Below are 25,551 nucleotides of genomic sequence, written 5' to 3'. Positions count from 1 at the left end.
GGGGAACACAATGAGCACTTCATTCTTGTCTGATCGGGTGCTGGGCATTCAGCCTTCGCCGAGCATCGCCGCCAACGCACTGGTGACCGAGTTGCGCGCCCAGGGTCGGGACATCGTCAACTTCACCATGGGCGAACCGGATTTCGACACCCCGGCACATATCCTCGACGCCGCCAGCGCCGCGATGCACAGCGGTGACACGCACTACACGGCCACCCACGGCACACTCGCCTTGCGCAAAGCGATCTGCCTCAAGCTTGAGCGCGATAACGGTCTGCATTACGGGCTCGACGAAGTGGTTACCGGCTGCGGCGGCAAGCACATCATCTACCACGCCCTGGCCGCAACACTGAACCTGGGCGATGAAGTGATCGTGCACACGCCGTACTGGGTGTCTTACCCGGACATCGCCCGGTTGAACGACGCCACGCCAGTCATAATTCCCGGTGATGAATCCAACGGCTTCAAGCTCTCGCCAGCGGCGCTGGAGCAGGCAATCACCCCGCGCAGCAAATGGGTGATCCTCAACACGCCGAACAACCCGAGTGGCGCGGTCTACAGCGAAACCGAGCTGTTGGCACTGGCAGACGTCCTGCGTCGGCATCCTCACGTATTGATCATGGCCGACGAAATCTACGAGCAGTTCGTCTATGGCGATGCCCGGCACGTGCCGCTGACCCGACTCGCCCCAGACCTCAAATCGCGCACGCTGATTGTCAACGGCGCGTCCAAGGGTTACGCCATGACCGGTTGGCGTCTTGGGTTTGGCGCAGGTCCGGCGTGGTTGATCGGTGCCATCGGCAAACTGCTGTCGCAGACCACCACGTGTCCGAGTTCGGTCAGCCAGGCGGCTGCGGTCGCGGCTTTCGCCGGAGATCAGGCACCGATTGCCGGCATGCGCGAGGTTTACCAACAACGCCGTGACCGCATGCTCGAACTGTTGCAACCGATCAACGGCCTGAGCTTTACCCCACCGGACGGGGCGTTCTATGTGTTCGCCAACGTCAGCGGGTTGATGGGCAAAACCACCACCAGTGGCGAGCGCATCGACAGCGATTCGCAACTGGTCGCCTACCTGCTCAAGGAGCACGGCCTGGCCACGGTCAGCGGCGCCGCGTACGGCATGTCGCCGTATATCCGTCTGTCGTTTGCCAGTGCGCTGGACGTGATCGAAGAAGGTTGCCGTCGTCTCAAAGAAGCGTGCCAACGCTTGCGTTGACGGCTGATCGCAATACCCGACAGCCATCGGACGGCTGCCCATTGACTGCCTAGAACAACACTCATAATCATCGTCATCAAATGAGGCATCCCCCCATGCACAAGCCCCGCATCGCGCTGGTCTGGCAAATCATGATCGGTCTGCTCGCCGGCATTGCCATCGGCGCCCTGCTGCACAGCTTTCCCGAGTCTCGCCCGTGGCTGGTGAACAACCTGCTGCAACCGGCCGGCGACATCTTCATCAAGCTGATGAAGATGATCGTCGTACCCATTGTGTTTTCCTGCATGGTGGTCGGCATTGCCGGTCACGGTGACGGCAAATCCCTGGGGCGGATCGGGGTCAAGTCGCTGACGTATTTCTTCAGCATCACCACCCTGGCAATCATTGTCGGACTGGTAATCGGCAACCTGCTCAAACCCGGTGCCGGCACTGATCTGGCGAGCCTCAAGGCGGCCGCCGTTACCCTGCCGACCAGCAGCGCAGCCGGAGGGCACAGCCTGGGGCAGATCATCGTCGGTATTATTCCGGACAACGTCATCAACGCGATGGCCCAGGGCAGTCTGCTGTCGGTGCTGTTCTTCGCCGTGATGTTCGGCCTCGGCGTTTCGAAGCTTGGCAACGAACGCAAGGAGCCGTTGATCACGTTGCTGCGCGGTGTCTCGGAAGCGATGTTCAAGGTCACGTCGATGATCATGGCCTACTCGCCGATCGGTGTGTTCGGGATGATTGCCGTGACCGTGGCCAACTTCGGTTTCAGCTCTTTGCTGCCACTGGCCAAGCTGATCATGGTCAGTTACGTGGCGATTGCGTTCTTCGTGCTGGTGGTGCTCAACCTGGTGGCGCGACTGTGCGGGATCAACCTGTTCGCGCTGATGCGCCACATCAAGGATGAACTGGTCCTGGCCTTCTCCAGCGCCAGCTCGGCGGCGGTGATGCCGCAACTGATGAAGAAACTCGAAACCTATGGTGTGCCGCCGTCGCTAGTCAGTTTCGTGGTACCGGTGGGTTACTCCTTCAACCTTGACGGCGCATCGCTGTTCCTCGGCATCGGCACCTTGTTCGTCGCCCAGTTGTACGGCATCGACCTGAGCCTGGGCGATCAGGCGTTGCTGGTGGTGACCATGGTCCTGACTTCCAAGGGCGCCGCGGGTGTACCGGGGTTCATGTTCGTGATTCTCTCGGCCACCCTGGCCAGTGCCGGATTACCGCTGGAAGGCATCGCGTTCATTGCCGGGGTTTACCGGTTGATGGAGATGCCGACCACCGCCCTGAATGTGCTTGGCAATGCGCTGGCACCACTGGTGATCGCCAAGTGGGAGGGTCGCGAGGCTCATTGCCTGAAGGTGCCGCAGGGGCAGTGCTCGTAACTGAGACCGCGTCATCGTTCTTCGCGAGCAAGCCTGCTCCCACATTTGGCTTGCCCGCGAAGGCGCCCGAACGGCCACCATAAATTCAAGTGCAGAAACGCTTACGGTCTAGTCTGTCTTGAGTCATCCCAACCCCATCGGAGGCTCCCATGCAGCTCGAAGGCTCCTGCCATTGCGGCGCGGTGTCGTTCAGCCTGACCAGCGCCCACCCCTATCCTTATCAACGTTGCTACTGCTCGATCTGTCGCAAGACCCAAGGCGGTGGTGGTTATGCGATCAACCTCGGCGGCGATGCCCGGAGCCTCAAGGTGCGCGGTCGCAAGCACATCTCGATTTACCATGCGCGGCTCAAGGACGAAGGCGATAAGCGCGCCCGGCGCAGCACCGCCGAGCGGCATTTCTGTTCCCTGTGCGGTTCGGGGTTATGGCTGTTCAGCCCTGAATGGCCGGAGCTGATTCACCCGTTTGCCTCGGCCATCGACACCCCATTGCCGGTGCCGCCCGAGCACACGCATCTGATGCTCGGTTTCAAAGCGCCGTGGGTGAAAGTCGAGGCGCATCCACGCGACCAGCAATTCGAGGTTTACCCCTCAGAATCCATCGCCCAGTGGCATGTTCGCCTGGGTTTAAGCCGCTAAGTCCGTTCACAGTCTTTGACAGTTTCCCGACAAAGCTGTCGAAGATTGCTAGTCGGCACCCGCCTAGCATGGCCGCATCCAACTTCCCTTCGGGTGCTGCCATGTTCCGTTCGTTGTCTCTGTCGTTGGCTTCATGCTGCCTGCTCTTCCCCGCCGACTCATCGCACGCCGAAGAGTGGCGTTACAGCGGCAGCGACGAACGTGTAGTGGCGCCGCTGCCGGGGGCAAAGATCAGCAGTCCTTATGGAGTTTTCCTCGATACCCATAAAGGTTCGGGCTTGGCGTTTGATGAAGACGATTTCGGTTTGAGCGTGTACGTCGGCGCCAGTGATGTGCGCAAGGATCTCAAGAGCGGATTCAAAGGCTCGGATGAGCTCGACGGCATGGGCCCGATCAAGTCGCGCTCGCCACTGGGGCTGGATGGAACCTATCAGATGGGGCCGATCATCCTCGGCGCTACCTTCGAATATGCGAGTCGCGGAGCGGATTTTAACTGGTCATTGCCGGTCAATGATCCGTGGAGTTTTTCGACGGTGCTGGCGGCGCAGTGCCTGGCCAACGATGCGGCCGACAGCCCGACTGTGCAACGACGGATGCAGACGTCGTCGGTTGGACAGGTGGATTGGTGTCCCAAAAAAACCTAATCCAGGTGCGCCCAGGTCATGCGAAACGACGCCCCGCCCCACGGCGAATCCGCCACTTCCACTTGCCCGCCATGGGATTGAGACACCCGCCGCACCAGCGCCAGGCCCAGGCCGAAACCACCGGTGCGACGGTCGCGGCTGGCATCGAGGCGCGAGAACGGTTCGAAGATTTTCTCCCGTCCGTCCAGCGGCACGCCCGGCCCATCATCGTTGACCTGCACTACGTAATGATCACCGGTGCGCACCAACGACACTTCCACCCGCTCGTTGGCATAGCGAATGGCATTACGCAGCAAATTGATCACCGCCCGGGCCATGAAACGCGGTTCGATGCGAACCTCGTCAACCTGACATTCGACAATCAGCAATTGCACCCCGGCGGCTTCGGCCTCCAGCGCCACGCTACCCACCACACTGTCGAGCCAATGGCTGGCCTGAATGTTCTCCCGCGAAATTACCGTAGCGCCACGCTCAAGGCTGGCGTACGTCAGCAACTCGGAAACCATTTCTTCCAGTTCGCCGAGGTCGGCGTACATGTCGGCAATCAACTCGCGGTTCTGGGTCGGATCCGGTTGTTGCTTGAGTTGATCGAGTTCGAACGACAACCGTGCAATCGGCGTGCGCAATTCGTGGGACACCGCGTTAGTCAGCTCGCGCTGATTGGCGATCAGCCCCTCGATGCGCGCGGCCATCAGGTTGAAGTGTTCAGCCAGGTCACGAATGTTCGAGCGCTTGGACAGCTGGATGCGCGCCGACAGGTCGTTGTCGCCAAAACGTTCGGCGGCCAGGCGCAGTGTCTCCAGATCGCGCCAGTGCGGGCGTACCCAGAAATACAGCACGAAACCGATCATCACCGCGATCATCAGATAGGCCGCGGCAATGTAGAACGGCATCAGACTTGGCTCGGCCGGCAGCTTGATGCTGAGCAGCTGCGAACCTTCGTCAATGCGCGAGATGAACTGCGTGTACTTGTCGCGCATTACCAGCAGGCCCTGGGCCAACTCGGCTTGTTCCTGATCGGTCAGAGACAATTGATCGGTCTCGACCAGAGCCAGGCCCAAGCCGTAGTGAGGGCGTATGGCTTCCAGCTGTCGCTCCCGGGCCGGACTGTCCAGGCCGCGCAACTGCTCGACCAGCGACCAGGCCTGGCCACGCACCGCCTCTTGGTTGTAGCTGCGCATCTGGCCGTCGAGCAGCGCATCAAACGTGCGCTCGACGGTTTGCAGCCCCAGTACCAGGCCAACCGTCATCACCAGAAACAGTCCCAAAAATAACCGCAGCATTTACAGCTCCCACGCAAACGGATTGAACAGATAACCCTTGCCCCACACGGTCTTGATGCACATCGGTTCGCGCGGGTTGTCCTTGAGTTTGCCGCGCAATTTGCTGATGTACACGTCGACACTGCGGTTGAGGCCGTCGAAGGCGATACCGCGCATGCGATTGAGGATGTCGTCGCGGGACAGCGTCTTGCCGGCGGCGCTGGCCAGCAACCACAGCAGTTCGAATTCCATGGTGGTGAGCTCAATGCCCTCGCCCGCCAGGCGCACTTCGCGGCAACTGCGATCGATAATCAGATGACCGAACTGCAGCGAGCTACACATACTGCTGTCCGGCAGCTGACGGCGTTGCAAAGCGCGCAATCGGGCGAGCAGCACGGGGGGTTTGATGGGTTTGATCACGTAGTCGTCGGCACCGGATTCCAGGCCGAGAATGTGATCGAGGTCGTCTTCCTTGGCGGTGAGGATGACGATGGGTGTGTCGGACACACTGCGGATTTCGCGGCACACGTGCAGGCCGCTCTGCCCCGGCAACATCAGGTCGAGCACAACGACTTTCGGTTTGAATTCAAGGAAAGCGGCTACCGCGAGGTCACCGCGGTGCACCTGTCGAACTTCAAAACCGTGTTGGGCCAGGAAATGCGCAATCAGCCCGGCGAGCTTCTCGTCGTCTTCCACCAGCAATACTTTGCCAAAACCCAGGCTCTCCATGATGACCGTCTGCCAACCCTTGAATGAAATGGCCGGCATTATGGCGCCAATCGATGAAGAGACGGTTATCGCAGACAGCAAAAACCGGCCATGGAGGCCGATTTTTGGCGATGTTTCATTCTTTTAAGAGTTTTTTACAATTATTGAAGATGAAACGCTGTCACGCCGCGACCGGCACGCCACTGTGAAACCGGAACTCCACATCCGGCGACTCGATCAACGCCTGTTCGGCATCACGCACCTTGTCGATCACTTGGGCGATGTCCTTGGCGTCACCGTATTGATAAGCCAGTTTCAGATACCCCTGGAAATGCCGGGCCTCGCTTTTCAGCAGGCCGAAGTAGAACTTGCCCAGTTCCTCATCCAGATGCGGCACCAATGCCTCGAAACGCTCGCAACTGCGAGCTTCGATGAACGCGCCGACCACCAGCGTATCCACCAGTTTCACCGGCTCGTGGCTGCGCACCACTTTGCGCAGCCCCGAGGCGTAACGCCCGGCGGACAGCTGACGCAGTTCAATCTTGCGCTTTTTCATCAGGCGCATGACCTGCTCGTGGTGCACCAGCTCTTCCCGGGCCAGACGCGACATCAGGTTGATCAGATCGACGTGGGAGTGATACTTGGCGATCAGGCTCAACGCCGTGCTGGCCGCCTTGAATTCGCAGTTTTTGTGGTCGATCAGCAGCGTTTCCTGATCGGCCAGCGCGGCCTGGACCCAACCGTCGGGCGTGCGGCAGCCAAGGAACTCGTGAATTTCGGGAAGGATCATGGGGCTCACGGATAAAAGGTTCAAAACGAAGGGCGCCGATTATACCGGCCTGCCGACAGACCACCAGTCGCCACCGTTGATATGCATCAAGTCCCCGAATCGCCGGCAGCAACTATAGTTGTGCAACGCCGTGCTTTTTCATTTTCAGGAGATCCCGATCATGCAAGCCGTACGCAGCATTCTGGTGGTCATCGACCCCGAACACTCCGAAAGCCTGGCGCTCAAACGGGCCAAATTGATTGCAGGCGTGACCCAGGCGCATCTGCATCTGCTGGTGTGCGACCCCAAGCATGATCACAGTGGCATGTTGGGGGTGCTCAAGGCCGCTTTACTGGCGGACGGTTACAACGTCACCACCGAACAGGCCTGGAATCAGAGCCTGCATCAAACCATCATCGATGTGCAGCAGGCTGAAGGTTGCGGGCTGGTGGTCAAGCAGCATTATCCCGACAGCCCACTGAAAAAGGCCCTGCTGACCCCGGCGGACTGGAAACTGCTGCGCTACTGCCCGACTCCGGTGCTGCTGGTGAAAACCGCCAAATCCTGGGCCGGCGGCGTGATCCTCGCGGCCATTGATGTCGGCAACATGGACGGCGAACACCGCACCTTGCATGCCAGCATCATCGATCATGGCTACGACATTGCCAGCTTGGCCAAGGCCCATCTGCACGTGATCAGCGCCCATCCGTCGCCGATGCTGTCGGCGGCCGACCCGACGTTGCAGCTCAAGGAAACCATCGAGGCCCGCTACCGCGAGCAATGCAAGGCGTTCCAGGCCGAGTTCGACATCGACGACGACCACCTGCACATCGAGGAAGGCCCGGCGGATGTATTGATTCCGTTCATGGCCCATAAGCTGGGGGCCTCTTTGACGGTGATCGGCACGGTGGCGCGGACCGGGTTGTCCGGGGCGTTGATCGGGAATACGGCGGAAGTGGTGCTTGATGCGCTGGAGAGCGATGTGCTGGTGCTCAAGCCGGACGACATCATGGATCATCTGGAAGAGATCGTGACCCGGCATTGAGGCCACGAAGACTTGTGGCGAGGGAGCTTGCTCCCGTTGGGTTGCGAAGCGACCCCAAGTCGGTCGGCGCAGTGTGTCAGACAAAAATCATTGGCCGATTGACGACTGCTGCGCAGCCGAACGGGAGCAAGCTCCCTCGCCACAGGTTAAGCAATCAGCCGCCGAAGGCGTCTTTTAGGAACCCCGGCGCAATGTAGCGCTGGTAATGCGCTTCCGAGAGCAGGAAAAACTCCCGATCAATGGCATCGCGCAATTCCGGCAGGTTCCAGTCGCGAAACTCCGGCAGCAGCACCATTCCGTAGGCTTCCAGATTATTGATGACCCGCGCGCCCCGGGCGATCAGCTGATAAGCCCAGCAATATTCCGACTGATGCGGCACAAAGCGAATCTTGCGCTGTTCCAGCTGCATTCTTAGCAGCGCAGGATCGAAAATTTCTACCTTGGCGGCCATCACCTGGGACAACAACTGCTCAAGACGCAACCACACCGCGCGTTTTTCTTCCTCGTTGTAACCGTTCCAGTGGATCACTTCGTGATGGAAACGCTTGCAGCCACGGCACACCAAATCACCGTAAACAGTGGAGCAGAGGCCGACGCAGGGGGTCTTGATGGTCTGATTGGGCATAGGTAGACAAAACACGGGAAAGCAGAACAGGTCGGCATGTTAGCCCTTTGTCTAACATTCATCACCCCTCAAAGTTTTGGACCTAACTTACCTTTCAAATTTTTTTGCCGTAGAATCAGCCAGCCTTTTAAGGCGCCAATGTCCGTCAAGAAGCTGTTTTCAAAGCGTCACGAGCACAGTCGTTCCTTCAGAGCGGTGTTGGCGAAGGGTTTTTCCAGCGGGGAAAAGCCCAACGCCAACCCTCATCAGCTCCCCGTTCTGCAGGCGTAAAACTTTGAAAGCAGCTTCTGTAAGGAATTGCCGGTAATTCTGGCTAAGCGGCCCACAACGCCACGCAGCGCATGAGTACGGCAATTTCGGGATGAGCGTCCCGGACACCCATTTGGGACCACTGATGAGGGTAATAACTGTGCTTGAAGCCTACCGCAAACATATCGAAGAGCGTGCAGCACTGGGTATCGTTCCCCAGCCGCTTAACGCCGAACAAACTGCAGGCCTGGTCGAGCTGCTGAAGAATCCCCCGGCTGGCGAAGAAGCTTTCCTCGTTGACCTGATCACCAATCGCGTTCCGCCAGGAGTGGACGAAGCCGCCTATGTAAAGGCCGGTTTCCTGTCTGCCCTCGCCAAAGGCGAAGCAAAATCCCCTCTGATCGACAAGAAACGCGCTGTTGAACTGCTCGGCACCATGCAGGGCGGCTACAACATAGTGACCCTGGTAAACCTGCTGGACGACGCCGAACTGGCGCCAGTGGCTGCCGAAGAACTCAAGCACACCCTGCTGATGTTCGATGCCTTCCACGACGTGGCTGAAAAAGCCAAGAACGGCAACGTTCACGCCAAAGGCGTCCTGCAATCCTGGGCCGACGGCGAGTGGTTCAAGAAGCGCCCGGTGCTGGCCGACAAGATCAGCCTGCGCGTCTTCAAGGTGACCGGCGAAACCAACACCGACGACCTGTCCCCTGCTCCAGACGCCTGGTCGCGTCCCGACATCCCGCTGCACGCCCTGGCCATGCTGAAAATGGCCCGTGACGGCATCGTTCCGGACGAGCAAGGCAAGACCGGCCCGATGAAGCAGATCGAAGAAATGCGCGGCCAGGGTTTCCCTATCGCCTACGTCGGTGACGTGGTCGGTACCGGTTCCTCGCGTAAATCCGCTACCAACTCGGTACTGTGGTTCTTCGGCGACGACATTCCTTACGTGCCGAACAAGCGCGCTGGCGGTTTCTGCTTCGGCAGCAAAATCGCTCCGATCTTCTACAACACCATGGAAGATGCCGGCGCACTGCCAATCGAGTTCGACGTTTCCAACATGAACATGGGCGACGTGATCGACCTGTACCCGCATGCTGGCAAAGTCACCAAGCACAACAGCGACGAAGTCCTGACCACCTTCGAAATGAAGACCCCGGTGCTGCTGGACGAAGTCCGCGCCGGCGGCCGTATCCCGCTGATCATCGGCCGTGGCCTGACCGAGAAGGCTCGCGCCGAGCTGGGTCTGCCGCCGTTCGACCTGTTCAAGAAGCCTGAAGCTCCGGCCGAAAGCACCAAGGGTTTCACCCTGGCACAGAAAATGGTCGGCAAGGCTTGCGGCCTGGCAGAAGGCAAAGGCGTTCGTCCTGGCACCTACTGCGAACCGAAGATGACCACCGTAGGTTCCCAGGACACCACCGGTCCAATGACCCGTGACGAACTGAAAGACCTGGCGTGCCTGGGCTTCTCCGCTGATCTGGTGATGCAGTCCTTCTGCCACACCGCGGCGTATCCGAAGCCGATCGACGTGACCACCCACCACACCCTGCCTGACTTCATCATGACCCGCGGCGGCGTTTCCCTGCGTCCGGGCGACGGCATCATCCACTCGTGGCTGAACCGCATGCTGCTGCCAGACACCGTGGGTACCGGTGGCGACTCGCACACCCGTTTCCCGATGGGCATCTCGTTCCCGGCCGGTTCCGGTCTGGTCGCGTTCGCCGCTGCCACCGGCGTCATGCCGCTGGACATGCCGGAATCGATCCTGGTGCGCTTCAAAGGCAAAATGAAACCTGGCATCACCCTGCGTGACCTGGTTCATGCCATTCCTTACTTCGCCATCCAGAACGGTCTGCTGACCGTCGAGAAGAAAGGCAAGAAAAACGCCTTCTCCGGCCGCATCCTGGAAATCGAAGGCCTGGAAGGCCTGACGCTGGAACAGGCTTTCGAGCTGTCCGACGCGTCGGCCGAACGTTCGGCTGCCGGTTGCACCATCAAGCTGTCGAAAGAGTCGATCACCGAGTACCTGCAGTCCAACATCACCCTGCTGCGCTGGATGATCGGCGAAGGCTACGGCGATGCACGTACCCTGGAGCGTCGTGCTCAAGCGATGGAAGCCTGGATCGCCAACCCGCAACTGATGGAAGCCGATGCCGACGCCGAATACGCCGAAGTCATCGAAATCGATCTGGCCGACATCAACGAGCCTGTGCTCTGCGCACCGAACGACCCGGACGACGCCCGTCTGCTCTCCAGCGTTGCTGGCGAGAAGATCGACGAAGTGTTCATCGGTTCGTGCATGACCAACATCGGTCACTTCCGCGCTGCCGGCAAGTTGCTGGAACAGGTCAAAGGTCAGCTGCCAACCCGTCTGTGGCTGTCGCCGCCGACCAAAATGGACGCTCACCAGCTGACCGAAGAAGGCTACTACGGCATCTACGGCAAGGCCGGCGCACGCATGGAAATGCCAGGCTGCTCGCTGTGCATGGGTAACCAGGCACGTGTAGAGCCGAACTCCACCGTGGTGTCGACGTCGACCCGTAACTTCCCGAACCGTCTGGGTGACGGCGCGAACGTCTACCTGGCTTCGGCCGAGCTGGCGTCCGTTGCGTCCATCCTGGGTCGCCTGCCGACCGTCGAGGAGTACATGGAATACGCTGGCAAGATCGACAGCATGGCGGCCGACGTTTACCGCTACCTGTCCTTCGACCAGATCGCCGAGTTCCGTGAAGCTGCTGCGAACGCCAACATCCCGGTCGTTCAAGCCTAACGCTACAAAGCCATAAAAAACGCCGCCCATCGTGAGATGAGCGGCGTTTTTTTATGCCTGACGCCAATTACCCAGCTATCTTTGCCTGATGTCGGCACCAGGACGGCGTGCCACGAGGCTCTCGCGGGCCTTATCTCAAGGAGGAGTCATGCGGGTCATCCTGATCGCCATCGGTTCGCCCGGTGACGTTTTCCCCTTCATTGGCCTGGCCAATGCGCTGAACCTGCGCGGTCATCGCGCGACCTTGTGCAGCCTGCCGGCGTTCAAAGCCACCGTCGAACAGTACGGGCTGGAATTCGAGCCGTTAGGTCAGCAAACCTGCGACGACACGCCCCGCCCGCGAGACTCGAAAAGCGCTTTGGCGGAGCAGTGGAACGCGGTCTCGCACCTGCTCGAACCAACCTATGACTACATCGCAGCGCGGCGCCATGAGGATATCGTGGTGGTGGGCTCGTTTTGGGCGTTGGGCGCACGTGTGGCCCAGGAGAAGTTTGGCATTGCCTACCTTTCGGTACAGATTTCACCGTTCTTGCGCGAGGCCCATCGGCTGGCGCTGGACCAGCTCTGTGCGCCATCGCTTAACGCCTTGCGCGCCAGAAAGGGCCTGGGTGGGACGGTTCAACACGTTATCAGCCAATGGATGCATTCGCCGGACGGCGTGATCAGCTTCTGCCCCGAGTGGTTCGCACCGCAGCAAGCCGCAGCGCCCGCCACACTGTGCAAGGCCTGCGAAAAAGCCGTTGCGGCTATCGAGCATTGCCACCAGCGAACCAAAGGTCGGCTGGCCGGGCATTCGAAGGGGACGATCAACCGGGGCAGCCCCGATTGATCGCCCGCTGCTTCAGGCGCTGAGCGAGTAGATCAACGCCGTAATCGCCACCAGGCCCACCAGTGTCACGAAGACGTTGGAGGCTTGGCCACGGTAACGCGCCATGGCCGGCACCTTGCGGATCGCGTACATCGGCATCAGAAACAGGATCGCCGCGATGACCGGGCCACCGAGGGTTTCGATCATGCCAAGAATGCTCGGGTTCAGGGTCGCGACGATCCAGCAGACCACCAGCATGAACGCGGCGACGATACGGTCCAGGGTCTTCGGCGCCGGGCGTTTGCCGCTCTTGACGATCAAGCCCTTCAAGCCTTCGCTGGCGCCGATGTAGTGGCCCAGGAATGACTTGGAAATGGCCACGAAGGCAATCAACGGCGCCGCGAAGGCGATGGTCGGGTTGCTGAAGTGGTTGGCCAGGTACGACAGGATCGACAGGTTCTGCGCCTTGGCTTCCGCCAGTTGCGCCGGCGACAGGGTCAGCACGCAGCTGAAGACGAAGAACAGCACCATCACCACCATCAAGAGGTGGGCGCGGGACAGGATCTGCGAGCTGCGCTCTTGGGCATGAGTGCCGTAGCGACGTTTCTGGTCCACCGCGAACGCCGAAATGATCGGCGAATGGTTGAACGAGAACACCATCACCGGAATCGCCAGCCACAGGGTGTGCAGCAGCGCCGACGACTCAGGCAGCGTGGACGCGGTGCTGAGGATGCCGCCATTCCAGTGAGGAATCAGGAACACCGCCAGGAACAGCAGCGCGACGATGAACGGATATACCATCAGGCTCATGGCCTTGACGATCACCTGCTCACCGCAACGCACCACCGCCAGCAGGCCGAGAATCAGCACGAACGACAGCACGGCGCGCGGTGGCGGCATGATGTGCAGCTGATGTTCGAGGAAACTGCCCACGGTGTTGGTCAGGGCCACGCTGTAGATCAGCAGGATCGGGAAGATCGCGAAGAAATACAACAAGGTGATCAGCGCGCCGGCCTTAATGCCGAAATGTTCTTCCACCACTTCGGTGATGTCTGCACCTTCACGACCGGACAGCACAAAGCGGGTCAGGCCACGGTGCGCGTAAAACGTCATGGGGAATGCCAGCAACGCCAGGATCAGCAACGGCCAAAAGCCGCCCAGCCCCGCGTTGATGGGTAAAAACAGGGTACCGGCCCCGATTGCCGTGCCAAACAGGCCCAGCATCCAGGTGGTGTCATGGCGATTCCAGCTTTCGAGGCTCGCTGGTGTCGCCGCTACATAGCGTTCGTCGACGCTATTGGCCTGATCATTCATCCGGTCGGATCTCCGCTTTCCGGTCACTTGCCACTCGGTCAGGACGCGTCGGAAAAAACCGACAGACATGCTCCGGCCGAAACAGGGGCGGGATTCTCCGCGATAAACGAGCAGAAGCAAAGGCTTAGCTGAGCAATGGTTGTCCGGAGCAGATCAAAGGCCTGTCGCTTTTAGAAAAATAACTGTCGGTAGCGGGTATGCGATGTGTCGTTTTCTGACACGCTTTAGTAAGCCCTAATCTACGGTGTGCCTGACGGACCGCAGTGCCTGATTTTACGACTGCTGCGCAGCCGAACGCAGCCTCGCAAGCTCGACAGCTGCTACACCCGAGCGCAGCCTCGCAGGCTCGACAGCTGCTACGGCAATTTCATCGCGGACAAATCCTCTCCACCTGCCGCGCACTGATCTAGTGTTGTATCTAAGAAGCTCGCCTGTATCGCCAACGCCTGCACAGGTGCTTGCCAACCAATAGCCTATGATCTCGGACCATTGCCAATCTGCTCTGGAGTCAGCAATCTGACGCGACGTTCGAGCCCCGACACTCCGCTGCCCACAGGAGCCCAGCATGACCGCAACCGTTCTGGTACTGGTTGAAACCATCAATGAATACCTGCCGATTCTCGAACATCAGGGGTTTCATTTGATCCTGGCCCCAACCCCGGCCGAGCGCGCTGCCGCCATTGCCCGCCAGGGCAGCCAGATCGATGCGGTGCTGACGCGTGGCCCGTTGGGCCTGTATGCCAATGAAATCGCCGCCCTGCCCAACCTCAAGATCATTTGCGTGATCGGCGCCGGTTACGAACACGTCGACCTGCAGGCCGCCGTCAACCGGGGCATCACTGTCACCAACGGTGCCGGCGTCAATGCCTCTTCCGTTGCCGATCACGCCATGGCGTTGCTGCTGGCACTGGTTCGTGACATCCCTCGGGCCGATGCTGCCGTCCGTCGGGGCGAGTGGCCGAAAATCATGCGTCCTTCGCTGTCCGGCAAACACATAGGCATCCTCGGCCTCGGTGCCGTTGGCCTCGCTATCGCCAAACGTGCCGCCAACGGCTTCGATATGAGAGTGAGTTACCACAACCGTCAGCATCGCAGCGATGTGCCGTACAGCTATTGCTCGACGCCTACCGAGCTGGCACGCCATTCAGACTTTCTGATAGTTGCCACCCCAGGCGGGATCGGCACCCAACACCTGATCAACCGGCAAGTGCTCGACGCCCTGGGGCCCAACGGATTCCTCGTCAACATCGCCCGAGCCAGCGTGGTCGTCACGGCGGACCTGATCACCGCGCTTGAACAGCGGCGGATCGCCGGTGCCGCGCTGGATGTCTTCGACCACGAACCCCAGGTACCGGACGCCCTCAAGGGGTTGGCCAACGTGATTCTGACGCCGCATGTCGCCGGATTGTCCCCGGAGGCCACCCAAGGCACCGTCGAACTGGCCGGCAAAAACCTGACGGCGTTTTTTTCCGGTCAACCGGTACTGACGCCCATTGCGTTGCCGCCACCGTCGACAACCACCCGACTCAATCACTAAAGAACGCCCAACAGTGTCCAGAGTCGTCGGGATTCGGCATCGGCGCTGATCAGTTCGCCCAGCAGCTCGCTCAGGGGTTTGTTGCCCCACTCCACTCCCCGCTTGATCAGATAGGGCACCGGGCTGTGGGGTTCGGTGCGCGCCAGGTACTCGGCGATCAGCAGCAACTGCCGGTACGCCTCTTCACGATTCGCCGGTTCGCTGAACACCTGGGGCACTGCAAGGACTTCAGGCGCAGCGGTCGAGCTGGGGCTCGATGCAGCCACCACTGGCGTTTCGACCGGAGGTGCCGGGGTCGGTTTTCGTGGATGCATGGCGATAAACTCCTGAACCAGCGTCAACAACGCGTCGATCACGTCCTGCAGCGCCTTGAAGCCTGGGGCCTGATTTCCGAGAAAAGCGTCGCTCCACACCTCCAGGCGCTGCAAGTGCTGCTGGCTGAGCAGCAGACTTCCCTGGCTGCGCAACCAGAATGACAACGGTGTGGCGCGAATCTGTTCGGTGATTTTTTTCTGTTCGTTGCGCGCGTTCTCGGCCGAGGTCTTGGCCGCTTTACTGTCGCTGCCCTGCACCTGTTGCAACTGCAACCGGCGCCAGGCGTCCAGACAGAACCCATCGAATTCGTGGTTGCGCGGTTCGAACAACGGCACTCGGGTCAGCAACACTTCAGCGTAGCGTCGAGCCAACCATTCCAGCGGTATCACTCGCCACGACAGGTCGCCATCCTCAGCCTGTGGGTGCAGGTGTTCGGGATAGCGTTCGCACAACCCGGCCACCAGCGCCAGGCTGCCCGGCAACCCATCGAGCCCGTCCTGATGCAGCCAGGCCTCCCCCAGCCAGGCGCTGAGCATCAAATCCTTGCTGCGTTCGAGCAGCAGGCTCGTGGCCAGTTTTTCCAGCTCCGGCCACTGGGCGCGCTTGATCGACGACTGCCACACCCCCGTCGGCAAACTGGTGTCATCCTCGCGGCGCAATTCGCGCAACCGGTCGAACTCGGGTTCATAACGCAAATCCTGACCACAAGGCGCCTCCTTGCTGATCGGTTCGAGCAGTTGCGCAATCAGTTCCGGCAACGGTGTTGATGGTTGATTCACAGGCCCTCCTCCTCATGGGATTCAATCGCCGCGGTTGAGCGCGTCACCAGGAACGGTGAACGCGGAGCCCGGGTCGGCAAGGGCTGGATGGACAACGGCAATTTCGAGCCCTGGGTCATCAACGACAGGCGCACAAACATCAGGGTTTGCTCCGCTGCGCTGGCCTGCGTGGTCACGGGCAGGCGCAAGGTCAACGGAAAATCCGTGTAGTCCATGCTGGGTTGGCGTTGCACCGACATGTGCGAACGCATCAAGCGCAACAGCGACCATGGACCGCTGTACTCCCAACCTGCTTCCAGATCCCGCACCACCAGGCTCGGCTGTAACGGATCGTTGGCCGGACGCTGATAGCCATTTCTGGCCCAACGCAAGGTCAGCCGGACCGGTTGGCCGACCATCCAGCGCAGGTTCTGCTGAGCCTCGCCGGGGTAGCTGATTTGTTGATTACCAGCATTCAAGCCCCAGGCAATCACCTGGTCGGCACCGCGCTCTTCCTCTCGATCGGTGCGCCAGCGCACATCCATCTCCACCCCCAGCACGCCGCTCTTGTCGCGCACGAACATCGGCCCCAGCCAGGTGCTGGCTTGCTTCAGACGATTGAGAAAGTCCTCGGCGGCCAAGCGTTCCGGGGTCTGGCTCAGGGCCAATCCGGCCTGCGCCACCGGCAAACGCTTGTCGATCAGCTCCAGCAAATGCTGGACCCGGGCCGGGTCGGCGTCGCTGGCCTGCAAGCCATTGGCAAACGGAAAGCGCTCTGCCAGGTACTGGTTGAAATAGTTGGCCAGCTCATTCCACGCCGCCGCGGCCTGTTGCTGTTGCAAGGACTGGCAGCGCTGCATGGCGGTTTGTTGCAGTTCCACGGCGCGCAATGCCAACGTTCCGCGCCCGCCGGACAGGTTGGCGGTTTGCAGGATCTGGCCACAGGACGCGACGTCCATTTCGATGAAGTCGCGGCTCACCAACTGCTCGATCTGCGCTGGCGAACTGGCGGGGTTCTGTTCTTTGTATTTGAGCAGTTCATCGTTGAGCGCACTGAACTGCGTCACCCGTTCGTAATCCAGCGCCGAGAGGTTCTGTTGCTGGACTTTCAGCCATTCCAGCGCCGAAGTGCGGCGTTCGGTGATGCCGAGCATGGTGTTGAACTGCTGCTTGAGGCTCAGCTTCAGATCCTGCACGTCATTGGCGCCGTACAGTTGCAGGCCGAAGTTTTTCGAGCCGTCCCACTGGCTGATTTCGGTGCGCCCGCTGAACAGCGGCTGGGCGACGATTTCATCGAGGCCACTGACGATGTCGGCCAGGGCGCGGCGGTTCAAAGCGGTTTGCAAACGCGTGGCCAGATCGCTGCGGCGCACCTCGACAAAGGCTTTCTGCAAGGCAATCGCCTGGGCTGCCTGCACATTGAAGACGCCGCTGTGGACCTGCGCATTATGCTCGCGCAGACTCGACAACATGGCCTTGACCACCGCGCCTTCGGCCGCTTGCAGCAACGCGCCACGATACGCCGGGGGGATGCGCGGCAGCTCTTCGGCGGCATAACTCTTGTAACTGGCGAAGTAGTTCAGCGCACTGTCGAGGTCGTCGCCATCAACACCGCGCCCCTGCCCATCCGGGACGTCGGACTGATCCGCCTGCAAGGCGATGGCGACAAAATCACGCTTGAACAGTGCCTGCACGGCGTTGTTCAACTGCACCACATGCTCCTGCAAGACCAGTTGCCCGCTGCCTTGCTGAATCAGCAAATTGTCCCTGGCCCCGGCCTGGGTGATCCACTGGTCACGAAAGCTCTGCTGCAACTTCGACGCCTGTTGATCCAGTTGCTGTTCGACCTGCGGGCCAAGCAATGTGCTTTGGCGCACCTTGTCCATCATCGCGCGGTAACCGGGCACCAGATCCTGTCCCTTGCCCCGGCTCCACGCCGAGTTGGTCAAGCCGACCAGCGCTTGCAGGTCGTCGATCAACGCCCGCAGATCTTCCAGTTCGGTGAGGGAATTGCCGCTGCCGGCCTCCAGTCGCTCCAGGTGCAATCTCAGATAACCGGCCTGACGCACGAAGTTATCGGCAAGGAAATACTGGTCCAGCCAGCGCTCCATGAGCCCGAGGAAGTTTTCCTCGATCTGCGCGCGCTCGACGGTCAGGTCAAGTGGTTTCAACTCACTGTTGTCGACATCCAGCAGCGCCCGGTTGTAAAAACCGGCGCGGTGCAACGTGCCAGCGTTGAGGTTCAGCGACAGGGCGTTGTTGCTCAGCAACACCAGGTCTTCGAGCGGTGCCTTGGTGTTGTTCAGCGCCTGACTGAACCACTGGTTCTGCTGCTCCAGACTCACCGCACGCTCGACCAGCTCCGTGGCCTTGACGTAGTTTTGCCATTGGGCCGGGTCTTCGCTTTCGACGTTGCCCCGTCGTTCGGTGTTGCGAATGGTCTTGAGTTGCGCCAGATCCGCGCTCAACAAATCGCGCAGCGGCAGCAACAAATGGCTGTGGGCGGTGAGGCGCAATTCGTTCTCCAACTGCGCATCCAGCGAGGAGAACCAGGAGGTCGGAAACACCACCGAGGTGAAGCGCCAGCGCTGCGCCTTCTCCAGCACCCGCCAGAAACCCTGGACGTTACGCCGGGTCGCCTCCCGCCGATGAGATTCATCCGTGACCGCCACGTAATTTTTCTGCGCCCCTTGCATCAGGCGCGACAACTCATGGGCATCCTTTTCCGAGTCCTGCCACACCCACAGCATGCCAGCGCCCCAGAGCAGCGCGACCACCAGCGCCACCCCACCGGTCACGCGCTGCCAGCGCTGACGCAGGCGTAACAGACGCGGCACCACCTGAGCCAGACCGCGCTCGGCGACCACCCGCCGCTGCCACAGTTGCCGGGCGAAAGCGCTCTGCTGCAAGCCGGTGTCGTAGGCCGAAAACCCGTCGGCGCTGTCGTCCGAGGGCTGGTTGGCGGTGAAATAGACACCGCGAAAACGTGGCGCCTCGCCTTGCGCATTACCCTGGAAAACCGGTTCCAGCAAGGATTGCAGATGCCGCCGCAAGGCTTCGAAGCGTTCCGGCAAGCCGTACAGATCGACGCTCAACTGCCCGGACAAGGCGCCGATTTCGATGATCGATTCCGCCAGGGCCCGGTTGACCTGATCCAGCGCCTGATCGCTCCATTGCGCTTGCCACACCGCATCGGGTCCGTGGGGCGAGGACCAGCCGAGTGTGCGTTCGCGAGCCTCGACCGGCAGCGCGCTAATCAACTCCTGAAAACCCGGCAAATCTTCCATGCCGGTAACGACCACGTACACCGGCAGACTCAAACCGAAGCGCTGCAACAGATCGATAAAACGTCGACGCGCCGCCAGGCCGAGGGCCGCCGCCTGCTCGGCATTGCCCAGCCGACTGATCGGCACCGTCCAGATCACGCCGTCCAGCGGACGCTGACTGCGCAAGCGCAGGATCAACCCCAGCAAGCGCCACCAGCCACCCCGTTGCAGGTGCATGCCTTCATCCGGCAAAAACAGCGCCTGGGGCACCACCAATACGGCACCTTCGGGGTCCGACCACCAGCGACCGAACCAGCTCGGTTTGTCGGTGGGCTGCAAGCGCCACTGGGTGCACAACTGCGTGCCCTGAGTCTCGTTGCCGAGCATCAGCAGCCAGGGAATCTGGTAACGATCCCGGGTGCCTTGCTCCTGCTCCATCTGCCGCACCGCCAGGTAAAAACTGCGGATCGCCGCGCCGCTTTGCGTGCGCAACCACCAGACCGCCACGGAGACAATCGCCAGCACCAACAGCACGACGATGATCAGACCGATAATCCCCAGCGTGCTCATGAGTCTTGCTCCGAGGTGGCCACCGAATCGGTCAGTTGCAAGACCGGTTCGAGCTCCTGGCGAATGTCACGCCAGAACAACTGCCCCAAACCGGTCAGCAACAGGACCACGGCAAGAATTCCCAACCCCAGGCGAAAGCCATCGGGCAACGAAAGACGCACCGGCAATTGCAGCGGCGTCACCGCCGAAGGTTGTTCGAGCCGGGCACTGACGTCGGCATAATCCGCCTCGTGCTGCCAGGCAAAGGTGAACAGCGCCAGGCGCCATTTTTCATGCTGGGCCTGATTCTGTTCGCCCCGCAGACGCCCCTGAAAGCCCAGCACCAGGCACTGCAAATAGACATTGGCCAGATCGCGAGTGGTAGGGATTTGCTCATCCAGCAGCTCCTTGATCGCCAACGGTATCCGCTCGCCGGCCTGGCGGCTGGCGTACATTCGCGATTCCAGGGGTTTATCCTGCCAGGCCGACTGGCCCGGCCACGGCGTGAACAGCAAGGTTTCATCGACCAGCGCGACAAAGGCATAGACCAGCGCTTTGACTTGTTCAGTGGCGGCGTCACCGACTTTGGCAAAAGCGGTTCGCCAGAGTCGCTGGGAGATTTGCGTGGAGAGTTCGACCACCGCTTCCACCAGCGCTTCGTCTTCGCTGTCCTTGGGCAACTGGCTCCAGTCCTGGGACCATTGCTGCCAGGCCTGGCGAAAAGCACTGCTCAGCGGCGCTTCGTTCAGGCCTCGTGTACCTGTCCCGGCATTCCCCTCAGACATATGACGTTCCTTCCTCGATCAAGCACTTTCACTCGCCTGGGCCACAAACAACACCACTTGCCATGGACTGCTGGCCAGCCTGGAAGCCGGTGCGGCAATCAGCAACGGCAACTGCCCGTCGAACCATTGGCCTTCGGCCGTCACCACGAACAACCGCGTATCGTCGCCGACGCCGTAGGCCACTTGCTCATTGCGGCTCATGGCCTCATGGGACAAACCGCTCATGCGCTGACGGCTGAGCAACGGGATGTGCGGCTGCGAGGCGATGATCGCTCCGCTCAGCCATTCGCTGGCGGCCTGCTCGCTGGCGCCATTGGGCATGCGCAAACCGATGACCAGCCGTTGGCTCGGCTGGTCGTCGGGCAATTGAATCGAGAAGGATTGTTCGTTGCGTTCGAACGCCAGGCTGCGATAGCCGGCGCGGATCAGTTCGAGGGTCTTTTCCAGCCAGTCGAGCACCGTTTCATAGCCGCGCTGCAACTCCAGAAAATCCAGCGGGGCGAACGCCGGAACACCCGCCAATGGATCGAGCGCCGACCAGGCGCCGGCCAACCCGAGCAGCAAGCCATACAGCGCCTGCGGCGTGGCCACGCGACTGTTCAGCAGACCTTCGACTTCCGGCAGTCGCGCCCAGAGCGCCGTCAACTGACGCCGAATTTCCATCGCGTCGTCCTGATTGCCGGCCTGCTGCGCCTGGCGCAAACGACCGGCGAGGAACATGCATTTCTCCCGCGCCCTGGCACACAGTCCCGCCACGCGCCGGCCCACCACCGACTCGGGCAACAGGCACGGCGTCGGCGGTGTGTAAGGCAACGCAAGAAAGCCGCCACCTTCCTTGCGAATCCTCAGCAGCGGCAGGCAGACCGAATCGGCCTTGTTCAGTTGCGTGCACAAACGCGGATTCGGACGCCACACCGTGATCGATTCGGGGTACTCGCCGCTGGTGAGATCCGGCAAAGCGTCGCCGACGACGGACTGCAATCGCCCCTTGAGCGGCAGCAACTGACCGGCACGCCACAGCGGGCTGACCGCCAGGTAAACGGTGACGGTGGCATTGTCCGTGGCATCGATCGCCTCACTGACGTCGAGCTCCAGCATCGGCCCGACACCGGCCTGCAAATTGACTGGTAAACCGTCCGGCAACGTCGCCTGCAAATTGATTAGACGCACCAGCCCGGCGCTCAGTGCCGAGGGATCGAATTCAACGCGGGTCACGCCCCAGAACCATGGATTACACGCCTGGGCGAAATGCGCTACCAACGCCTCGGCCCGCAGCCCTTGCAACTGAAAATGCTGGGGCAGCAACTGCATGCCCTCATGCCAGCAAACCGCGTCAGGAAGCAGACTCATACGATTCCCTTCGACCTCTTGTGGTGCCTGGCTTGAACATCAGCCCTTGTGGGAGCAATCCTGTGTTCAGTTCGGGTGGTCGCTGACCAGTGTCATCTCGCGACTGTCGAACTTGAGCCAGGCGTTGCTTTGATCGTCCAGCCGCAACCGGTGTGCTCCGGGAGTGGTATAGCTGGCGAAGACTAAAAGTCCAGCCGCCCGCTTGCCCCCCAACGGGAAGGGTTGTTTGTCGATGAATTGACCGGGCACCAGCTCCAGTCCCCAGACCGTCATCAGCTGCCGGTAGTCGCGCTGATACTGCTCCCGTTCGGCGAACCACTGGCGAGCGGTGATGCCCGACAATTGCTTGAGCAGATCCGCGTCGTTCACCGCAATGAAGTCCACCGCAATCGGGGTGTCGTCGTTGGCGCGGGGCGCGACGTCCAGCGTCAGGTTATCGAGATCGACGCGAGGTCCGAACAACGAACACCCGGCGAACGACAGGAGCACAAGCAAAGAAAAAAGACGTGCGTACAAAATGAATTTTCCTTTTCTCGACACGGTCCAAAAACGTTTTTCGTTTGCTTTTTTATAGACCTGTTCTAGCGTCTTGGGTAGTTCGGTCGGCACGACGAATGTGGAAGGTTCGTCAAAGGAATGACAGGTCCTCTGCCCTCCCTTTCTAACCTACGGTCCAGTAAGGGAATGCGATGAAACGGGCCTCCCGATGCATTGCTCCCGCCTCATGCATCGGAGTCAGCCACCATGGCAGAAAGTACTCAGCACAAGCTAGACAGGGTTCGCCCACCCCGGGTGCAAATCACCTACGACGTCGAAATCGGCAACGCGATCGAGAAGAAAGAATTGCCATTGGTTGTCGGTATTCTTGCCGACCTCTCCGGCAAGCCTCTCGAACCACTCCCGAAATTGAATGAACGGCGTTTCACCGAAATCGACCGCGACAACTTCAATGAAGTCCTCGCCTCGATCGGCCCGCGCGCCACCTTGCAGGTCAACAACACCCTCAGCGGCGACGACAGCAAGCTCAACATCGAGCTCAACTTCAAACACATCGATGACTTCGATCCGGTCAAGGTGGTCGAGCAAGTCACTCCGCTGCGGCGCCTGTTCGAAGCGCGTCAACGTCTGCGCGACCTGCTGACCAAACTCGATGGCAACGATGATCTGGACAAGCTGCTGCGTGACGTCATTGCCAACACCGAGGGACTGCAAGAGATCAAGTCGGCTCGTCCGGACACCGCCGCTCCCGCTCCTGCTGGCGACAGCGAAGCACCGGCTGAACCGCAAGCCTGATCGCTCATCCACCCAGGGAGAATTTTGCCATGCCCGCCTCATCCGCCGCCCAGACCCAAGCCAGTGACAGTGCAAGCGAGACCTTGTCCTTGCTCGATGAAATAATCGCCAAAGGCCGCATGGCCCATGACGACAGCCAACAGGATTACGCCCGCGACATGCTCGCGGAATTCGCCACCCAGGTCCTCGATGAGGGCATGGCCGTCGACAAGGACACCGTGGCGATGATCAACGACCGCATCAGCCAGATCGACGAGCTGATCAGCGCTCAACTGAACGAAGTGCTGCACCACCCGGACCTGCAGAAACTTGAAGCCTCCTGGCGCGGCCTGCATTTGTTGGTAAAGAACACCGAGACCAGTTCCCGGCTGAAATTGCGCCTGCTCAACGTGACCCAGAAAGAGCTGCAGAACGACCTGGAAAAAGCCGTCGAGTTCGACCAGAGCGCACTGTTCAAGAAGATCTACGAAGAGGAATACGGCACCTTCGGTGGCCATCCGTTCAGCCTGCTGGTGGGTGACTACACCTTCGGTCGGCACCCGCAGGACATCGGCCTGCTGGAGAAACTGTCGAACGTTGCGGCGGCCGCCCATGCGCCATTCATTGCCGCCGCCAGCCCTCGGTTGTTCGACATGAACAGCTTCACCGAACTGGCCGTGCCACGGGATCTGTCGAAAGTGTTCGAGAGCCAGGAGCTGATCAAGTGGCGCTCGTTCCGTGAAAGCGAAGATTCGCGCTACGTATCGTTGGTGCTGCCGCACTTCCTGCTGCGCCTGCCTTACGGTCCTGACACGTCGCCGGTGGAAGGCATCAACTACGTCGAAGACGTCAACGGCAGCGACCACGGCAAATACCTGTGGGGCAACGCCGCGTGGGCCTTGTCGCAACGGATCACCGAAGCCTTCGCCAAATACGGCTGGTGCGCGGCGATTCGCGGTGCCGAAGGCGGTGGTGCGGTGGAAGGCCTGCCGGCCCATACCTTCCGTACAACCTCCGGCGACCTGTCGCTCAAATGCCCGACCGAAGTGGCGATCACCGACCGTCGCGAGAAAGAGCTCAACGACCTCGGCTTCATCGCCCTGTGCCACAAGAAAAACAGCGACGTGGCGGTGTTCTTCGGCGGCCAGACCACCAACAAGTCCAAGGTCTACAACACCAACGAGGCGAACGCCAACGCGCGTATTTCGGCGATGCTGCCGTACGTGCTCGCGGCCTCGCGTTTCGCGCACTACCTGAAGGTGATCATGCGCGACAAAGTCGGCAGCTTCATGACCCGCGACAACGTGCAGACCTACCTCAACAACTGGATCGCCGACTACGTGCTGATCAACGACAACGCGCCGCAAGAGATCAAGGCGCAGTACCCGTTGCGTGAAGCCCGGGTGGATGTGACCGAGGTCGCCGGCAAGCCGGGAGCCTACAAGGCCACGGTGTTCCTGCGGCCGCACTTCCAGCTTGAGGAACTGACCGCATCGATCCGCCTGGTCGCGACCCTGCCGCCACCGGTAGCCGCCTGACCACTGCAACCTGTGGCCCCATTGAGGTCTGTGGTTCCACTAAAACTTGTGGCGAGGGAGCTTGCTCCCGCTGGGGTGCGAAGCGGCCCCAAAAAATGGGACTGCTACGCAGTCCAGCGGGAGCAAGCTCCCTCGCCACGGGTTCGGTGTGTGGCCTTACAGGTTCGGTGTTCGGCTTAACAGGCTCAGTGTTTGGCTTAATTGATTGAATTGGGCATTCACCCCCACTTATCGCGATAATCTTCAGGAGTTTCATGCGATGGATGCAATCATTCTCGACCTCGGCGGCGACATCAAAGGCGATAGCCTGCTTGAGGGTTACAAGGACAAGATCGAAGTCATGTCCTACAGCCACAACGTGGCCATGCAGGTGACCAACGACGTCAGCAACTCGGAGCGGACCTCCGGCAAGCCGCACATCGGCGAGTTCACCCTGACCAAATTCGTCGACAGCTCGACGCCCTCCCTCAACGAATATTGCTGCGCCGGCAAACCGATCCCGGAAGCCAAGATCACCATCGGCCGTAACGCCGCCGAAGGCAGCGGTCAGTTGATGCCGTTCATCATCTACACCCTGACCAACGTGGTGCTGTCCAACGTCAGCGTCAGCGGCGGCACGGGTGGCAAACCGGTGGAAACCATTTCCCTGAACTTCACCAAGATCAAGTGGGAGCTCACCGCCCAGAAAGACGACGGCACCAAGGAAGGCACGGCCGCCTCGACCTGGGACATGGCCGCCAACAAGCTCGTCAAGTAAGCGGAC

General features: G+C 60.5%; 21 protein-coding genes. 11 read left to right on the top strand and 10 right to left on the bottom strand.

Features of this window, described 5'->3' with window-relative positions:
* The first annotated feature begins 10 nt into the window (after positions 1-10).
* The 4 genes from ACCC96_RS18425 (at position 11) to ACCC96_RS18410 (ending at position 3,868) form a co-directional block, all read left to right on the top strand.
* A complete protein-coding gene (locus ACCC96_RS18425; protein WP_019579346.1) occupies positions 11-1,219 on the top strand; it encodes a pyridoxal phosphate-dependent aminotransferase in 1,209 nt (402 codons plus the stop codon).
* 95 nt (positions 1,220-1,314) lie between these two features.
* Entirely contained in the window at positions 1,315-2,586 is a 1,272-nt protein-coding gene (locus ACCC96_RS18420) for a cation:dicarboxylate symporter family transporter (RefSeq protein WP_413696542.1), read from the top strand.
* A 149-nt stretch (positions 2,587-2,735) separates the two neighbouring features.
* Positions 2,736-3,224, top strand: a complete 489-nt coding sequence (locus tag ACCC96_RS18415) for a GFA family protein (protein WP_413696541.1) — start codon at positions 2,736-2,738, stop codon at positions 3,222-3,224.
* Between the two features lie 101 nt (positions 3,225-3,325).
* On the top strand, positions 3,326-3,868 hold the full coding sequence (locus tag ACCC96_RS18410; protein WP_413696540.1) for a hypothetical protein: 543 nt from the start codon (positions 3,326-3,328) through the stop codon (positions 3,866-3,868).
* Here the strand turns inward: ACCC96_RS18410 and ACCC96_RS18405 are convergent.
* From ACCC96_RS18405 to ACCC96_RS18395, 3 genes are all read right to left on the bottom strand, one after another.
* Positions 3,865-5,151, bottom strand: coding sequence for an ATP-binding protein (locus ACCC96_RS18405; protein WP_413696539.1), 1,287 nt, complete (start codon positions 5,149-5,151; stop codon positions 3,865-3,867). The two genes, ACCC96_RS18410 and ACCC96_RS18405, sit on opposite strands and share 4 nt — an antisense overlap.
* On the bottom strand, positions 5,152-5,859 hold the full coding sequence (locus ACCC96_RS18400; RefSeq protein ID WP_413696562.1) for a winged helix-turn-helix domain-containing protein: 708 nt from the start codon (positions 5,857-5,859) through the stop codon (positions 5,152-5,154).
* A 160-nt stretch (positions 5,860-6,019) separates the two neighbouring features.
* Entirely contained in the window at positions 6,020-6,628 is a 609-nt protein-coding gene (locus ACCC96_RS18395; RefSeq protein ID WP_008010271.1) for a tRNA-(ms[2]io[6]A)-hydroxylase, read from the bottom strand.
* 160 nt (positions 6,629-6,788) lie between these two features.
* Between ACCC96_RS18395 and ACCC96_RS18390 the strand changes: the two genes are divergently transcribed.
* Positions 6,789-7,652: a universal stress protein gene (locus ACCC96_RS18390; protein WP_413696538.1), complete on the top strand. Its 864-nt coding sequence runs from the start codon at positions 6,789-6,791 to the stop codon at positions 7,650-7,652.
* 154 nt (positions 7,653-7,806) lie between these two features.
* Here ACCC96_RS18390 and ACCC96_RS18385 read toward each other — a convergent pair whose 3' ends face one another.
* Entirely contained in the window at positions 7,807-8,277 is a 471-nt protein-coding gene (locus ACCC96_RS18385; RefSeq protein WP_007937731.1) for a DUF1289 domain-containing protein, read from the bottom strand.
* A 409-nt stretch (positions 8,278-8,686) separates the two neighbouring features.
* Between ACCC96_RS18385 and acnB the strand changes: the two genes are divergently transcribed.
* Entirely contained in the window at positions 8,687-11,296 is a 2,610-nt protein-coding gene (acnB, locus tag ACCC96_RS18380; RefSeq protein ID WP_019648931.1) for a bifunctional aconitate hydratase 2/2-methylisocitrate dehydratase, read from the top strand.
* Positions 11,297-11,444: 148 nt separating this feature from the next.
* Complete coding sequence (locus ACCC96_RS18375; protein ID WP_413696537.1) at positions 11,445-12,125, top strand: glycosyltransferase; 681 nt, start codon at positions 11,445-11,447, stop codon at positions 12,123-12,125.
* A 12-nt stretch (positions 12,126-12,137) separates the two neighbouring features.
* Here the strand turns inward: ACCC96_RS18375 and ACCC96_RS18370 are convergent, their stop codons facing one another.
* A complete protein-coding gene (locus ACCC96_RS18370) occupies positions 12,138-13,418 on the bottom strand; it encodes a serine/threonine transporter (RefSeq protein ID WP_019648930.1) in 1,281 nt (426 codons plus the stop codon).
* A 565-nt stretch (positions 13,419-13,983) separates the two neighbouring features.
* On the opposite strand from ACCC96_RS18370, the gene ACCC96_RS18365 reads away from it, so the two are divergent.
* Positions 13,984-14,955: a 2-hydroxyacid dehydrogenase gene (locus tag ACCC96_RS18365; protein ID WP_019648929.1), complete on the top strand. Its 972-nt coding sequence runs from the start codon at positions 13,984-13,986 to the stop codon at positions 14,953-14,955.
* On the opposite strand, the gene tssA is transcribed toward ACCC96_RS18365, so the two are convergent.
* The 5 genes from tssA to ACCC96_RS18340 all read right to left on the bottom strand — a co-directional run bounded on the left by tssA (position 14,952) and on the right by ACCC96_RS18340 (position 22,494).
* Complete coding sequence (gene tssA, locus ACCC96_RS18360) at positions 14,952-16,049, bottom strand: type VI secretion system protein TssA (protein WP_349747296.1); 1,098 nt, start codon at positions 16,047-16,049, stop codon at positions 14,952-14,954. The genes ACCC96_RS18365 and tssA overlap by 4 nt on opposite strands.
* The gene (locus ACCC96_RS18355) at positions 16,046-19,864 is read right to left on the bottom strand and encodes a type VI secretion system protein (RefSeq protein WP_413696536.1); all 3,819 of its coding nucleotides are present in this window, start codon (positions 19,862-19,864) and stop codon (positions 16,046-16,048) included. The genes tssA and ACCC96_RS18355 overlap by 4 nt, the downstream gene beginning before the upstream one ends.
* Positions 19,861-20,628 (bottom strand): DotU family type IV/VI secretion system protein, encoded by a 768-nt coding sequence (locus ACCC96_RS18350; RefSeq protein ID WP_258668698.1) that lies wholly within the window; start codon positions 20,626-20,628, stop codon positions 19,861-19,863. Before ACCC96_RS18350 ends, ACCC96_RS18355 begins: the two co-directional genes overlap by 4 nt.
* 18 nt (positions 20,629-20,646) lie before the next feature.
* Positions 20,647-21,978, bottom strand: coding sequence for a type VI secretion system baseplate subunit TssK (gene tssK, locus ACCC96_RS18345; protein WP_413696535.1), 1,332 nt, complete (start codon positions 21,976-21,978; stop codon positions 20,647-20,649).
* A 66-nt stretch (positions 21,979-22,044) separates the two neighbouring features.
* On the bottom strand, positions 22,045-22,494 hold the full coding sequence (locus tag ACCC96_RS18340) for a hypothetical protein (RefSeq protein WP_018929661.1): 450 nt from the start codon (positions 22,492-22,494) through the stop codon (positions 22,045-22,047).
* 228 nt (positions 22,495-22,722) lie between these two features.
* Here ACCC96_RS18340 and tssB point away from each other — a divergent pair, with 228 nt between their 5' ends.
* The 3 genes from tssB (at position 22,723) to ACCC96_RS18325 (ending at position 25,545) form a co-directional block, all read left to right on the top strand.
* The gene (tssB, locus tag ACCC96_RS18335; protein ID WP_026331704.1) at positions 22,723-23,271 is read left to right on the top strand and encodes a type VI secretion system contractile sheath small subunit; all 549 of its coding nucleotides are present in this window, start codon (positions 22,723-22,725) and stop codon (positions 23,269-23,271) included.
* 29 nt (positions 23,272-23,300) lie between these two features.
* Complete coding sequence (gene tssC, locus ACCC96_RS18330; RefSeq protein ID WP_019648924.1) at positions 23,301-24,788, top strand: type VI secretion system contractile sheath large subunit; 1,488 nt, start codon at positions 23,301-23,303, stop codon at positions 24,786-24,788.
* Between the two features lie 259 nt (positions 24,789-25,047).
* On the top strand, positions 25,048-25,545 hold the full coding sequence (locus tag ACCC96_RS18325; RefSeq protein WP_007937704.1) for an Hcp family type VI secretion system effector: 498 nt from the start codon (positions 25,048-25,050) through the stop codon (positions 25,543-25,545).
* Positions 25,546-25,551 lie beyond the last annotated feature (6 nt).

The sequence above is a fragment of the Pseudomonas sp. Pseusp11 genome (assembly GCF_047304405.1).
GTDB lineage: Bacteria > Pseudomonadota > Gammaproteobacteria > Pseudomonadales > Pseudomonadaceae > Aquipseudomonas.
The sequence above is the reverse complement of the archived record's forward strand: the minus strand, read 5'-3'. Positions and strand labels throughout refer to the sequence as shown.

Bases quoted from the DNA above. Each gene is read 5' to 3' on its own strand.
- ACCC96_RS18425 (WP_019579346.1), top strand. From the start codon at position 11: ATGAGCACTTCATTCTTGTCTGATCGGGTGCTGGGCATTCAGCCTTCG.
- ACCC96_RS18420 (WP_413696542.1), top strand. From the start codon at position 1,315: ATGCACAAGCCCCGCATCGCGCTGGTCTGGCAAATCATGATCGGTCTG.
- ACCC96_RS18415 (WP_413696541.1), top strand. From the start codon at position 2,736: ATGCAGCTCGAAGGCTCCTGCCATTGCGGCGCGGTGTCGTTCAGCCTG.
- ACCC96_RS18410 (WP_413696540.1), top strand. From the start codon at position 3,326: ATGTTCCGTTCGTTGTCTCTGTCGTTGGCTTCATGCTGCCTGCTCTTC.
- ACCC96_RS18405 (WP_413696539.1), bottom strand. From the start codon at position 5,151: ATGCTGCGGTTATTTTTGGGACTGTTTCTGGTGATGACGGTTGGCCTG.
- ACCC96_RS18400 (WP_413696562.1), bottom strand. From the start codon at position 5,859: ATGGAGAGCCTGGGTTTTGGCAAAGTATTGCTGGTGGAAGACGACGAG.
- ACCC96_RS18395 (WP_008010271.1), bottom strand. From the start codon at position 6,628: ATGATCCTTCCCGAAATTCACGAGTTCCTTGGCTGCCGCACGCCCGAC.
- ACCC96_RS18390 (WP_413696538.1), top strand. From the start codon at position 6,789: ATGCAAGCCGTACGCAGCATTCTGGTGGTCATCGACCCCGAACACTCC.
- ACCC96_RS18385 (WP_007937731.1), bottom strand. From the start codon at position 8,277: ATGCCCAATCAGACCATCAAGACCCCCTGCGTCGGCCTCTGCTCCACT.
- ACCC96_RS18375 (WP_413696537.1), top strand. From the start codon at position 11,445: ATGCGGGTCATCCTGATCGCCATCGGTTCGCCCGGTGACGTTTTCCCC.
- ACCC96_RS18370 (WP_019648930.1), bottom strand. From the start codon at position 13,418: ATGAATGATCAGGCCAATAGCGTCGACGAACGCTATGTAGCGGCGACA.
- ACCC96_RS18365 (WP_019648929.1), top strand. From the start codon at position 13,984: ATGACCGCAACCGTTCTGGTACTGGTTGAAACCATCAATGAATACCTG.
- ACCC96_RS18355 (WP_413696536.1), bottom strand. From the start codon at position 19,864: ATGAGCACGCTGGGGATTATCGGTCTGATCATCGTCGTGCTGTTGGTG.
- ACCC96_RS18350 (WP_258668698.1), bottom strand. From the start codon at position 20,628: ATGTCTGAGGGGAATGCCGGGACAGGTACACGAGGCCTGAACGAAGCG.
- tssK (WP_413696535.1), bottom strand. From the start codon at position 21,978: ATGAGTCTGCTTCCTGACGCGGTTTGCTGGCATGAGGGCATGCAGTTG.
- tssB (WP_026331704.1), top strand. From the start codon at position 22,723: ATGGCAGAAAGTACTCAGCACAAGCTAGACAGGGTTCGCCCACCCCGG.
- tssC (WP_019648924.1), top strand. From the start codon at position 23,301: ATGCCCGCCTCATCCGCCGCCCAGACCCAAGCCAGTGACAGTGCAAGC.
- ACCC96_RS18325 (WP_007937704.1), top strand. From the start codon at position 25,048: ATGGATGCAATCATTCTCGACCTCGGCGGCGACATCAAAGGCGATAGC.